The sequence below is a fragment of the Brachybacterium alimentarium genome, assembly GCF_002332425.1.
Lineage (GTDB): Bacteria > Actinomycetota > Actinomycetes > Actinomycetales > Dermabacteraceae > Brachybacterium > Brachybacterium alimentarium.
In genome coordinates this window covers 187,611-200,488 of the sequence record NZ_NRGS01000003.1, presented here as the reverse complement: position 1 = coordinate 200,488, position 12,878 = coordinate 187,611, and the positions used below count along the sequence as shown (strand labels likewise).

The window sequence follows — 12,878 nt, the reverse complement described above, 5'->3', positions numbered from 1 at the left end:
CGCTCGAGGACGAGAAAGCCGCCACCACCATCGCGTTCTTTCACCGCGCACTGGTGTTCTTCGCTGCCCACAACATCACCAGGATCACCCGCCTGATCACGGACAACGGCAGCAACTACACCTCGAAGGCATTCCGCCGTTCGACCTGCGCGTTCATCGGCCGTCACCAGCGCACGAGGATCTACACGCCTCGCCACAACGGGAAGATCGAGCGCTACCAGCGGATCCTTACCGACGAGTGCCTCTACGCCCGCGCCTACGCCTCCGAGAACGAACGGCGAGAGGCCATCGCGGTCTGGGTCCATCACTATGACTACCATCGCCCCCACACCGCCTGCGGCGACCAGCCCCCGGCCTCACGCCTCCACACCGGCGTCGACAACGTCATGACCAACTACATCTAGGCCTCTTCGACCACCGCTTCGTCGACCCCGACCGTGCGCAGGACATCGTAGGAAACGCAGCCTTCACCGCAGAAGGCGCTGACGCTCAGCGCCGCTCCTACACGCTCCTGACCAACCGCGACAACATCCTCCCCCTCACCCCCGGCCGGGCGCATCTACCTCGAAGGAGTCGACCCGCACCTCGCCGCCGCATACGGCACCATCGTCGCCGACCCCGCCGACCCCGCCGATGCCGACATCGCTCTCATCCGCCTCAAAGCACCCTCCGAGCCCCGCCCAGGCGGATTCGAGACCATGTTCCACGCCGGCCCGCTCGAATAGAACCCGGAAGAACGCGCATGCCAAGCTCACCTCTACACGCAGCTGCCCACCATCGTCGACATCTACCTCGACCGCCCCGCGATCATCCCCGACATCATCCACAACGCCGCCGCCGTACTAGCCAGTTACGGAAGCGACGACACCGCATTCCTCGACATCGTCTTCGGACAAGCCTCACCCCACGGAGCCCCCATTCGACCTGCCCTCCTCGACCACCGCCGTCGAGAACAGCCGTGAAGACACCCCGTTCGACACTCAAAGCCCAACCTTCCGATTCGGACACGGCCTGCGCTACGCACCCGAACGGACACCACCCTTACAACAACGCGAATGAATGGCAAGGCAAACCAGACATGAGCCGAATGTAGAAGAAGGCGAGGCGCAGGGAACCGACACACCGCTCGTGCGGGCCCCCATCCCCGTCACCGCGATCGAAAGCATTCGGACGTTGCCGATGGCGTCGTGCGGTCTTCGATTCGGCCAAATTCGTCCAGGTCATGGACGGAGAAGCGAGGGTGGAAACGGCTCTCGGCACGTATTGAACCGCCCGGGGGCTCCCGGAGGGCGCTGATCTAGCGAGGGAGAGCGTTGTCATGGCAGCACCACGGAAGTACGACCAGGAGTTCCGCAAGCGGGCGGTGCGGATGTATCGCGAACGGCTCGCAGAAGGAACAGAGTCCGAGCTCAGCGCGAGACGGCACGTCGGCTCGCTGCTGGACCTCAACCCTGCCACGCTGCGCAACTGGATCGAAGACCTGGAGCGAGAAGAGGGCACCCGTGCCCCGGCCGCATCGCCCCGATCGTCTGATAGCGAGGAGGTGCGGGCGTTGAAGAAGAGGGGCGCGGAGCTCGAACGGGATAATGAGATCCTAAAGACCGCACCCGCGTTTTTCGCGCAGGCAGAGCTCGACCGCCGACTCAAGTAATCGTGACCTTCATCGACACCTACTGGGCCAGGTTCGGCGCCGAGCCGATCTGCGCCGTGCTGTCCGAGCACGGCATCAGCATCGCGCCGTCGACCTACTACGCTCGCCGCTCGATGCCAGTCACTTCCGCGGAGCTGGAGGACACTTACCTAGCAAACTTACTGGTCACCTTGCATCGGGAGATCTGGAGCGCCTACGGGGTGCGCAAGCTGTGGCACGCAGCCCGCCGCCAGGGACTCGAGCTCGGGCGGGTCCAGGTCGACCGGCTGATGGGCATCGCCGGCGTCGTCCGCGGCCGGCACACTACGCGCACCACCCGGCGCGAGGAAAAGGCGGCTCGGCATCCCAACCTGGTCCAGCGGAGCTGGGACGCCCTCACCGGCCCGGACCAGCTGTGGGTAGCGGATTTCTCGTACGTCTGGACGCTGGCGGGGTTCGTCTACGTCGCCTTCGTCGTGGACGCCTTCTCCCGCCGAATACTGGGCTGGCGGGTCGCTACCAGCATGCGCACGTTCCTTGTCACCGACGCGCTGCGGCAGGCCATCGACACCCGCCATCGCAACGGCGCCTACTGGGAAGTCGGCAAGCTGGCCTATCACAGCGACGCCGGCGCTCAGCCAGTACACCTCGCTGGCCGTGACCGCGGAGCTCGCCGTGGCCGGCATCGCCGGCTCGATCGGCACTGTCGGCGACGCGCTGCACAACGCGCTGTGCGAGTCCACCATCCGACTGTTCAAGACCGAAGCGATCCACGACGGCGGCCCGATCTGGAAGAGCCGGGCCGAGGTCGAGTGGCAGGTCTCCGCATGGGTCCGCTGGCACAACCACCACCAGCTGCACTCCGCCGTCGGACACCTGCCGCCCCTTGAGTTCGAGCAGACCCACCGGCAGGCTAAGACCGTGGTCCCCGTCCCGGAGGCCGCGCAACCACCAACCCTCCGGGAAACCCAGGGCGGTTCACTTCGGGCTCATCCAGGCATGCGGGTCGGTTCACGCCTGCGTAGGCCCCCAAGTGATGTCGATGGCGTCGATCCCTCGGAGACCACGGTGGGGTGCATCGATCTCCTCACCGAACCGGCTCTTCGCGGTTCGTGGTGAATGACCCTGCTGTGGCGGGTATTCACGCTACGGTTCTCGCGGCGCTGGCCAGCAGGATACGCATCCGGTAGTTCTCCGGGTTTCGGAATCCGCGGCCGGTGCGTTTGATGTTCTTGATGCCGGTGTTCGCGGCCTCGACGCGGGCGGTGATCGCGCCGGTGACGACGAGGACCTCGATCGCGTCCCACCAGGTCACGATCGTGTCATAGAGCTTGGTCGCCTCGGGCATGTTCGCGATCTGGGCGAAGTAGCCCATCCGCATCCGTTCGTCCCAGGCCTGGGCGAGGGTGTCGGTGGCCAACAGACGGCGGAGCTGCTCCTTGATGCCCCAGGCAGCGGAGAGCTCGTCGGTGGGGTCATCGGTGCGGAACACCGTCTCCAGCCGGTTCCACGCTTTCGGGGTGAGGGTGTCAGCTCCACACAGCAGCAGCATCCGGTGCGCCCAGGCCGGGTCGTCCTTCCGGCCCCGACGACCGTGGTGAGCGCGGGCGAGGCGCTGACGAACGGTGGTGACCACGTCGTTTCCGAGCTTCACGAGGTGGAACTTGTCGACCGAGACCGCGGCGCGGGGCAGGTAGGTCCGCAGTGCTTTACGGAAAGCGGCCGAGGGATCGATCGCGACGATCTCTATCCGCTCCCGCCAGGCGTCAGATCGCTGGGCGAGCCAGTGGCCGACGGCGGTGGAGTCCCGGCCGTCGACGATGCCGAGGACCTGCCCGGTGGCGAGGTCGACCAGCGTCGTCATCCATGGCTCGAACCGTTTCCAGGCACCTTCGTCGGTGCGGAACCAGCGCACCGACCGGTAGCGGTGCTCATCGATGCCCAGGCGCGTTACTGGCACGTCGTCGACGTCAGGCAGGACCACTGCGGCAGCCGCCAGCGCGGCCTGGACCAGCCACCACGAGACGCCATGAGCCCGGGCGACTTCTGAGGCTGCCCGGCCCGAGGTGATCACTGCGGAGACAACCTGATCCCACAACCGGGTCGTCGAGCGCGCACGGTGCGGGACCTGGTCGGTCGCTTCCCAGAACGTGCGCCGGGCGCAGGCCGGCTCGAGACAGAACCAGCGCCGCTTGGCCCACACCACCTCCACAGCCCCGGCCACGGGGACGTCTCGCACCTGCTGTGACCGGCGGGAGTGGACCTTGATCGCGAGCACCCCGCACGACGGACATCCGGGCGGGACGGTCGAGGCGATCACCACCCGCCGACCTCCGTCGAGCAGGTCGACCGCGTCTGTGACGCGGTAGTTGGGCAGGTTGAAGATCGTGCTCGCAGCATCTCGCTGCGAACCAGTATTCTCGTGCACAGGCTCGTGGTCCTCTGGAATGTGGATGTCTAGACAACACCCATCACAGCAGGACCACGGGCCGTTCTACGCCAGCGACGCGACGCTCTCCTTCACCACGAGCCGCGAAGAGCCACCGAACCACGCCTCAAGGTTCAAGCCGTAGTCCAGGATCGGGCCGGCTTCCGAGGCCTTCCGGATGCCTCCCGGCGTCGGCTCGTGCCCATGGACCTCCGCGCCCGGCTCCGTCATCGACTCCACCACGGGATGATCGCCGGCAACGTTCTCCGCGATGTCCTCCAACACGGTGAACGTCGTCAGCACCACAGGCTTCTCCCCGTTCGTGGAACTCGCTCCGGATCCACCGGAGCATCCGGTGAGCAGCAGCGCTGCGCCCACTGCGGCTACGCCGAGCGCAGCACTCCATCGCCCTCGCACGCGCCTCGGCGACCTACCTCCTCTCACGACCACGTGCGTGACTAAGTTCGGCTCGACGAACTTTATGGTTCGGCACTGCGAATCTACGACCTCGACATGACGTACACTTGACGGTCGGCGGACCTGATATCGCCACATGTGGCACCACGGAGCTACTTAGACCCGACATCTGGTAGCTCCGGGCTGCCCCGCACACAACGACAACGAAGTAGCGGGCGGTGAAGACGACCATCAAACGTGCAACACCTAGGTTCGAGACACGCGTGCTGACGCGACAGGACTCGGCAGACCTGGCGTTCTTCTTCAGCACCTCGGCGAACACGCTTCGCTTCGCACAGCGGCTCGGGAGACCGGCGACGAGGATCCCATTACGCCCACGTCAGGACGGAAAGATCCGCGCATGCCGACCATTCGCACCGGTGGTCCCGACTTACGGCGGGCGCGAGCAAGCCGGGGCCGTTCCCAAACGGATCATCGCCTTCCTCAACGCCCCCACCAACCGGACCCTGGCGCGCGGAGGCATGACCGCGGGCAACACCAACTTCGGCGAGCACTACTGCCTTGCCGACCCCGTCATCTCGCGCAAGTGCGGCGTCCCAGACCTGTACAGGTTCGATCTGGTGGGCACCCAGTGCGACGTCGATCGGGTGAACGCAGACCTCGATCTCTCCTGGAAGAGGACAGGCGGGCCCGATCGCGTGCCGAATAAACACAGGAGGACAGCATGACCACCGCCGTACCGGCACTCGCGGCGTCCATCACCCCAACCGGATACCGCCACGACCCCACGGCTCGGCTGCGGCCGACCCACTGGAACCGCATCAGCGATGACAAAGTCCTCGAGATGTGGAGCCAGCTAACCGCGCACTTCTGGCCACGCGAAACGGTCCCACTATCCAGCGACGACCAGGAATGGCAGGCACTTGCCCCGCACGAGCGCACCCTGACCATGCGAGCGCTCACCGGGCTCGCCATGCTGGACACCGTGCAGGCAGCCGTCGGGGAGATCTGCCAGATCCAGGGGGCCCGGACAAAGCACGAGGAGGCGGTCTACTTCATGCAGTCCGTCCATGCACGCCCGCACCCTTCCGTGTTCTCGACCCTGACCAGAACCCGGGAGGTCGACGAGCCTTACCAGTGGGCGGTCAGCAACGATCTGCTTCAGCAACGATGCAAGAAGGTGCTCCAGTACTACTACGGACCCGACCCTCCGAAGCGGAAGGTCTTTTCCACCCTGCCCTACAGCCTGCAGCTCTACGCCGGCGTCTATCTGCCGTTGCACCTCTCCGTGCGCGCCTTCCTGACCAACACCGCCGACATGATCCGGCTCATCCTGGGCGACGAAGCTGTCCACGGCTACTACTCGGGTTACAAGTACGAGCGCGGACTGGAGGCCCATTCCGGGCGTCGCGACAAGATGCAAGATTTCATGTGCTGCCTACTCGGAGAGCCCCACGAGTCCCTCCGCCGCATGGAGGATGTCGCAGTCTTCGTGCGCTACAACGCGAGCAAGGACGTCATGAACCTCGGCTACCCGGCGCGATTCAACGGCGACGAGACGGCGGTGAGGCCGGAGAGCCTCGCCGCTCTGGCTCCCAGCGCCGACGAGAACCACGGCCTCTTCAGCAGAAGCGGGTCGTCATACGTCATCGGCAAGGCCGAGCACACCAGCGACGACGACTGGGACTTTTAACCCAACCGCCACTCCCACATATACGCCTCATAGAAAGAGAACAGCCCCTTGAGCAAGAACATCTCCGTCCTCGTAGGCAGCCTGCGCCGCGGCTCCTTTGCACGAAAAATCGCCCACAACGTTATCGGCTACTTTCCCGAAGGCTACAACGCACACATCGTTGAGATCCGCGACCTTCCTCTCTATGACTTCGACTACGACGACCCCGAGGTCACTGACAAACCCACCCCGCCGGAATACATGCAGTACCGAGAGGCCATCAAAGCCTCCGAAGGAGTCTTGTTCGTCACGCCGGAGAACAACCGCACCATCCCAGCCTGCCTGAAAAACGCCATCGACATCGGCTCCAAGCCCAACGGCGATGTCGCCTGGAAGAACCTCCCTGCAGGGATCATCAGCCACTCGGTCGGACGCATGGGCGGGTACAGCTCGCAGAAGAACCTTCGGCTGGCCCTGTCTTACTTCGACATGCCCACACCCGGGCAACCCGAAGTCTTCCTCGGCCGATCCCCGGCCCTGATCGATGAGAACGGGGACATCACCGCCGAGAAGACCATCGGATTCCTCCGCGACTACGTGCATCGGTTCACCCAGCTCGTCGACGCCCATCCGCGCGACTGAACGAGGAGGCCGACCCGGGATGCGCCAGCACGCACTGTCCCCGGGGCGGATTCGACTCTCCCCGACCTGGATTAATTCCCTTTTCCTTGTGGTCAGTTTTGACGTGACGATCAGCATCCCCAACGCTATCGGAAGAGTGAACATGTACGTTGACGATGCAACGACCCCTACTTCGGCTTGCCGCTGGCCGCGGGTGAGAACGCCATCCAGGGGCGGACGCGCTCGATTTCTTGCCAACCGACCCACTCGGCAACGACAATGATCATGGGGCGGAATCGGGGCCCAGCAGTCGTGCCGCGCCCTCTAGGGCCGCACTGTCACCGCCGCCGGCCCCCTTCCCGAACCGGTCCCGCTCTATTAGCTTGCAGATGCCACTTCCACGACGAGCGTAGGCACAGTAGCGGGCGACGATACGGATCCCAGCCCGAACCCGCCCCCAAGATCGACTCCAGCGACGCTTGGCGCGGGCAGGATCGGGCAAACCGCTGAAAACACCCGTTGCGCCGAGCAGCCTCCCCCCTCACTCACTTCAGGACGACACCGCTCATGCCTTTGAAAACAGACCAGATCCGCACCGCCTACCTGCATTACTTCGAGGAACGCGGTCATACCCTTATCCCCCGCGCCGGCCTGATCCCGGAGCGGGATGACACCACCCTGTTCACCGGAAGCGGCATGCAACCGTTGATGCCATACCTTCTGGGGGCGCCGCACCAGGACGGGATGCGGTTGGCGGATAGTCAACCAGCGGTGCGGGCGCAGGACATCGAGGATGTGGGCGACAACCGTCACACGACATTCTTCGAAATGCTCGGCAACTGGAGCCTCGGCGACTACTTCAAAACTGAGCAGATCCGCTGGTTCTTCGACTTCCTCACCCGCATCGTTGGGTTGGACCCGCATCGTTTGTATGTGACCGCGTTCGCCGGCGACGCGCAGGCGGGCATCCCGCGGGATGATGAGGTGGTGCAGATCTGGCAGCAGGTGTTCGCCGAACACGGCATCGATGCCCAGGTCGCGGTGATCGGCAGCCAAGCCGACGGGGACGCCCGTGGCATACAGGCGGGCGAGCGGATCTTCTTCTACGGTGATGAGGAGAACTGGTGGAGTCGTGGCAGAGGGCTGGCTGGCACCCCGATCGGGGACCCATGCGGACCGGACAGCGAAGTGTTCTACGACTTCGGACCCGAGCACCACAACCCGACCTATGGTCTCGCACATCCGGCTAGCGAAAGCGGCCGGTTCATGGAGATCGGTAACCAGGTGTTCATGCAATATCAGCGCCAACCCGGCGGCTCCTTCACCCCGCTGACTCACCGCAACGTGGATTTTGGCGGCGGCCTGGAAAGGATCGCCGCGGCCGCGAACAACGACCCTGACGTGTTCCAGGTCAGTGTGCTGCGCCCTATAATCAACCACCTGGAGAAGCTCAGCGGCCGCTCTTACCAGGACAAGACGGCGAGCATGCGCGTCATCGCCGACCACCTGCGTGCGGCGGTGTTCATGACCGTGGACGGGGTGCGGCCGGGGAACAAGGAACGCGGGTATGTGCTGCGCCGCCTGATGCGCCGGGCGATCCGGTACGCACAGGATCTTGGCATCCAGGGCAGCTTCCTACCCACCACGATCCCGGTGATCACCGCCCTCTACACCCGCGACTACCCGGAGCTCGACGAGCAGTACGAGACAATCGTGACGGTGCTCGAGAAAGAAGAACGCTCATTCCGGCGCACCCTCCGCAAAGGCCTGGAGGAACTGCACCGGCGAGGCCCTGCAGGGATGACCGGGGCAGACGTATTCACCCTGTACGACACTTTCGGGTTCCCCACCGAACTCACTGTGGAGGAAAGCCTCCGGAACGGATACATCCTGTCTCCTAGCTGGTGTGACGAATTTGGCCGGATCATGCAGCAGCAGCGCGCCCGCTCCCGCCCTACCATCACGCACCCCGGCCACACTCGGTAAATCGGCGTTGAACAGGCTGTAGGTGTTTGTTGTGGTCGGCCCGGATGAAGCGCCCTGGGTTCCGTTCCGAGTCTCGCGAAAGAGAATCGGAATATGCCCGAAACGGGCTTTTCGCAGGTGAGGGTGTAGCGGCCGGTGGCGGGGTGGGCGCGTCGGTGCGGGGATATGTGTCGAGGTCTCCCGATGATGGAAGTTATGACGCTCGCCATCTGGAAGACCTCGACATGTTCAACGCTACCTTCTCGAGCCCTGCCCTCGATGCCTTCTGCGGCCTGGACGGGCTGGGGCTCACAGTCACCGGTCAGCGCATCGAGCCCGGCACGGCGGTCCTGGAGTGTCGGGTCCTCGAGGATGACCAGTGGTGCCATCGCTGTGGCCAGGCGGGTGTTCCTCGTGGCACAGTGACCAGGACGATCGTGCACACTCCACTGGGCTGGCGGCCAACTCTGCTGCCGGTTGGGGTGCGGCGCTATCGCTGCGTTGACTGCTGCACCATATGGCGGCAGGACACGTCGAAAACTGCAGCGGCCCGGGAGAAGCTCTCCCGGGCCGCGATCTACTGGGCGTTCAAGAGCGTGGTCATCGACCGGATGTCGACCTCCCGGGTCGCCGAGAACCTCGGCACTGCCTGGCATACCGTGAACGACGCTGTCCTCGACGCCGGCTCCGAGCTGCTGATCAATGATCCTGCCCGGCTTCACGGAGTCCGAGTGATCGGCGTCGATGAGCACGTCTGGTCGCACACCAGTGGCGGCAGCAAGTACGTCACCGTGATCATCGACCTCACTCCGATCCGCGATGGCACCGGCCCCTCGAGGCTGCTGGACATGGTCCCGGGCCGCTCGAAGAAGGTCTTCAAGACCTGGCTCCAGGAGCAGAAGCCCGTCTTCCGGGACCGGATCGAGACGGTCGCGATGGACGGGTTCACCGGATTCAAAACCGCCGCTGCGAAAGAGATCCCGCAGGCCGTCGCGGTGATGGATCCTTTCCACGTTGTGGCCCTGGCAGGTGATGCACTGGACCAGTGCCGGCAGCGGATCCAGCAGGTCACCCGCGGGCACCGCGGCCGTTCTGGGGATCCTCTCTACGGGATCCGCCGAACCCTCCGCACCGGTGCAGAGCTCCTCACAAGCCGTCAATGCGACCGCCTGAACAGCGTGTTCGCCGCCGATGAGCACGCCACGGTCACCCCACCTGTGGCATCTTCCAGCGGATCGTCCAGGCCTACCGCAACCCCGACCGCGCCGCCGCGAAGCAGCAACTCGCCGGCGCGATCACGGACCTCGCCGGCGACGTCCCTCCCTCGCTGACCGAGGTCATCACCCTCGGCCGCACCCTGAAACGCCGGGCCGAGGACGTGCTGGCCTACTTCGACCGGCCCGGCACCAGCAACGGACCCACCGAAGCGATCTGTGAGTCTGGCTCTGGCTGATCTGGGATCGGCTGGTCAGGATGGATACCGGTCGTGTCGAACCGGGTGTGACTCTCGAAGCAATTGGCCCGCAGCTTGCGGTGTCTTCCCGTTGAATTGTCCGCTCGGTGCGGCCCGGCCGGCGCCGTCCAGCCCATCTCGGTGACCTCATCAGGAGACTGCCCGACCCTCGGGTCGTGGCCCATCACAGATTCGCCCCGAAGTGACCTCTTCCCGGACCGGCGCCGGCCGTTCAGCGACCGTGACCATGTCCGTCTCGCGGAGGGGAGCGTCGATCGCCATGGCTATCGTCGCGCATGCTCGTCCATTCGTCATCGGCGTGGACACCCGCGCCCGCAACCACGCCGTCTCAATTCTCGCTTGCCCGACCGGCGAGATCGTTGATGAGGCCCAGTTTCCAGACACCGCCGCAGGCCTGTCTCGGGCCGTGTCGTGGGCCGGGCACCGCACCGGCGGTGACGTCACTGTGCTCTGGGCGATCGAGGGCACCGGTACCTACGGTGCTCGTCTGCGCGCAGTAGCCGCGGACACCGGATACACGGTCGTCGAGGCTCCGCGGATGAACGCCCGCGCGAACCGCACGATCGGCAAGTCTGACCCGCTCGATGCACGCCGTATCGCTGCCGCAGCCCTCCCGCTGCACGAGACGCAGCTGCGCGAACCGCGCGCTGACGACGGCGTCCGCGCGGCTGTCAAGGTGCTGCTCGCCGCCCGCTCACCCAGGCCCAAATCGACGCAACTGCCGCATGGCGAGCCCGCGATGAAGCCCTCGCCACAGCGACCGCACGCGGCGAGGCCACCAGGCTCGCTAAACGAGTCGCCGCGCTCGACAAGGAGCTCAAGGACATCACCAAGCGCATCACAGACCTTGTTCGCCAGAGCCCCGCTGGTGGCCTGCTCGACCAGCCCGGCATCGGCCCGGTCACCGCCGCCATCGCGTTGACGTCCTGGTCGCATCTGGGTCGGATCAGATCCGAGGCTGCGTTCGCCAGACTCGCCGGCGCCAGCCCGATCCCCGCGTCCTCGGGCAACACCGTGCGGCACCGCATCAACCGCGGCGGTGACCGCCGTCTGAACCGCGCCCTCCACATGGCCATCGTCGCTCGCATGCGCATGGACCCAAGAACTCGCGCCTACGTCGAGCGCCGCACTGCTGAAGGACGCACCCTCCGCGAAATTCGCCGCTGCCTGAAGCGCTACCCCGCCCGCGAGATCTACCGTCACCTCACCACCGCAGCCCGTGCCCGACTCACCGCTTGACAAACATAGGAGATTCAACGGCCGCCTCGAGCACCTCCGCGGCACCGCCCTCGGCTTCCACACCCTCACCCACTACATCATCCGCTCGCTTCTCGACACCGGAGGATTCAGGCCACTGCTACACCTTTAAATGCGATGAGCCCGATACACGCGCTTTGGCACTTAACCCGCGCCTCCCGCTCCGGAACGTTCCGGGACGCGAAGAAGCCCCACCGGTTGACCGGTGGGGCTTCGACTGTCGGTGCGCCATCAGGGACTCGAACCCCGGACCCGCTGATTAAGAGTCAGCTGCTCTAACCAACTGAGCTAATGGCGCCGAACAAAAAAGAACTTTACCCCTCGGGCACCGACCTGCCAACTCGAGAGCACTCTCTGTGAGCGAGCCGACAGCAGCTCCCGTATCGCGGCTTCGGACCGGGGCGGGCCTCGCGATCACATAGACTCGACGTGTTCAGGAAGGTCGACGCGCGAGGGTCCACGGATCGTCGGCGAAGGAGGTCAGGGTGAGGATCGCGGTCACCGGTGCCACAGGTGTGCTCGGCCAGGAAGCCGTCGAGGCGCTCGTCGCCGCCGGCCACGAGGTCACCGGCATCACCCGACGCGATTCCGGGGTCCCGATCATCGAGGGTCGCGGCGGCCGAGCCGTCGTGGCGGACGTCTTCGACCGCACCGATCTGGCCCGCGCCTTCCGCGGGTACGAGGTCGTCATCAACACCCTCGCCCATGTCCCCGTCGGCATGGCGGGCCTGCGCCCGCTGTCCTGGCGCGAGGACGACAAGCTCCACCTCGAGGCCTCCGTCGCCATCGCCCGCGCCGCGGCCGACGCGAACGTGCGCAAGCTGATCCAGGAGTCCACGATCTACCTGTACCCGGACAACGGGACGGACTGGATCGGCGAGGACCAGCCGCTCAGCGTGCGCAACCAGGCGTTCCGCCCACGCGTCGCCGAGATGCGTGCCGCCGTGGACTTCGCCGCGGCCGGTCGCAGCTCCGTGATCCTGCGCCTGGGCCAGCTCTTCGGCCGCGACCAGCACACCACCCATGCGCTGAAGGCCACGCGCTCGGGCGATCCCATCCTGCTGGGCAAGCCCGAGAACTATGTGACGCTGCTGCACCACACCGACGCGGGCCGGGCCTTCGTGGCGGCTCTGCGCGCGGACAGCGGCTTCTACAACGTCGGGGGCGAGCCGATCACCAAGGCCCGCTGGGCGAAGGATCTGGCCGCGGAGGCCGGTGTCGAGCACCCTGCGAAGTTCTATCCGGAGATCACCCAGGCGATCGTCGGCACCCGACTGGACACCCAGCGTCGATCGCTGCGCGTCTCCTCGGTGCGCTTCATGTCCGAGACCGGATGGCGGCCGACGGTCGGCCCGTCGACGCCGGGCTGGTCCCGCCGCTGACCTCGTACGGCCCGTGCCCGGCACGCCCCCGG

8 protein-coding genes, 1 tRNA gene, 3 pseudogenes and 1 other annotated feature are annotated in these 12,878 nt (G+C 65.6%); of the genes and pseudogenes, 9 read left to right on the top strand and 3 right to left on the bottom strand.

Annotation, left to right across the window (positions count from 1 at the left end):
• Both CIK71_RS02200 and CIK71_RS02190 read left to right on the top strand, forming a co-directional pair.
• The coding region (locus CIK71_RS02200; RefSeq protein WP_141393679.1) for an integrase core domain-containing protein at positions 1-404 on the top strand (404 nt) is incomplete at its 5' end.
• Between the two features lie 914 nt (positions 405-1,318).
• Positions 1,319-2,560 (top strand): annotated as a pseudogene (locus CIK71_RS02190) (IS3 family transposase); the annotation flags it as partial.
• Positions 1,609-1,740, top strand: a sequence feature (AL1L pseudoknot). Its footprint overlaps the pseudogene before it by 132 nt.
• Positions 2,561-2,771: 211 nt before the next feature.
• Here the strand turns inward: CIK71_RS02190 and CIK71_RS02185 are convergent.
• Positions 2,772-4,058 carry an ISL3 family transposase gene (locus CIK71_RS02185; protein ID WP_096163539.1) on the bottom strand — a complete coding sequence of 429 codons (1,287 nt, stop codon included), beginning with the start codon at positions 4,056-4,058 and terminating at the stop codon, positions 2,772-2,774.
• A 66-nt stretch (positions 4,059-4,124) separates the two neighbouring features.
• Positions 4,125-4,361: a metal ABC transporter solute-binding protein, Zn/Mn family gene (locus tag CIK71_RS18240; protein ID WP_420807325.1), complete on the bottom strand. Its 237-nt coding sequence runs from the start codon at positions 4,359-4,361 to the stop codon at positions 4,125-4,127.
• Positions 4,362-4,693: 332 nt separating this feature from the next.
• Here CIK71_RS18240 and nrdI point away from each other — a divergent pair, with 332 nt between their 5' ends.
• The 6 genes and pseudogenes from nrdI (at position 4,694) to CIK71_RS02150 (ending at position 11,446) form a co-directional block, all read left to right on the top strand.
• Positions 4,694-5,203: a class Ib ribonucleoside-diphosphate reductase assembly flavoprotein NrdI gene (gene nrdI, locus CIK71_RS02175; RefSeq protein WP_377805590.1), complete on the top strand. Its 510-nt coding sequence runs from the start codon at positions 4,694-4,696 to the stop codon at positions 5,201-5,203.
• Positions 5,200-6,168, top strand: a complete 969-nt coding sequence (locus CIK71_RS02170) for a ribonucleotide-diphosphate reductase subunit beta (protein WP_096163537.1) — start codon at positions 5,200-5,202, stop codon at positions 6,166-6,168. The genes nrdI and CIK71_RS02170 overlap by 4 nt, the downstream gene beginning before the upstream one ends.
• 48 nt (positions 6,169-6,216) lie before the next feature.
• Positions 6,217-6,789 (top strand): NADPH-dependent FMN reductase, encoded by a 573-nt coding sequence (locus tag CIK71_RS02165; protein ID WP_096163536.1) that lies wholly within the window; start codon positions 6,217-6,219, stop codon positions 6,787-6,789.
• Between the two features lie 546 nt (positions 6,790-7,335).
• A complete protein-coding gene (locus CIK71_RS02160) occupies positions 7,336-8,754 on the top strand; it encodes an alanine--tRNA ligase-related protein (RefSeq protein WP_096163535.1) in 1,419 nt (472 codons plus the stop codon).
• 224 nt (positions 8,755-8,978) lie between these two features.
• Positions 8,979-10,165 (top strand): annotated as a pseudogene (locus tag CIK71_RS02155) (ISL3 family transposase); the annotation flags it as partial.
• A gap of 301 nt (positions 10,166-10,466) precedes the next feature.
• Positions 10,467-11,446 (top strand): annotated as a pseudogene (locus CIK71_RS02150) (IS110 family transposase).
• Positions 11,447-11,688: 242 nt separating this feature from the next.
• Here CIK71_RS02150 and CIK71_RS02145 read toward each other — a convergent pair.
• Positions 11,689-11,762: transfer RNA gene (locus CIK71_RS02145), tRNA-Lys, on the bottom strand.
• 187 nt (positions 11,763-11,949) lie between these two features.
• On the opposite strand from CIK71_RS02145, the gene CIK71_RS02140 reads away from it, so the two are divergent.
• Positions 11,950-12,846, top strand: coding sequence for an NAD-dependent epimerase/dehydratase family protein (locus tag CIK71_RS02140; protein ID WP_096163534.1), 897 nt, complete (start codon positions 11,950-11,952; stop codon positions 12,844-12,846).
• Positions 12,847-12,878 lie beyond the last annotated feature (32 nt).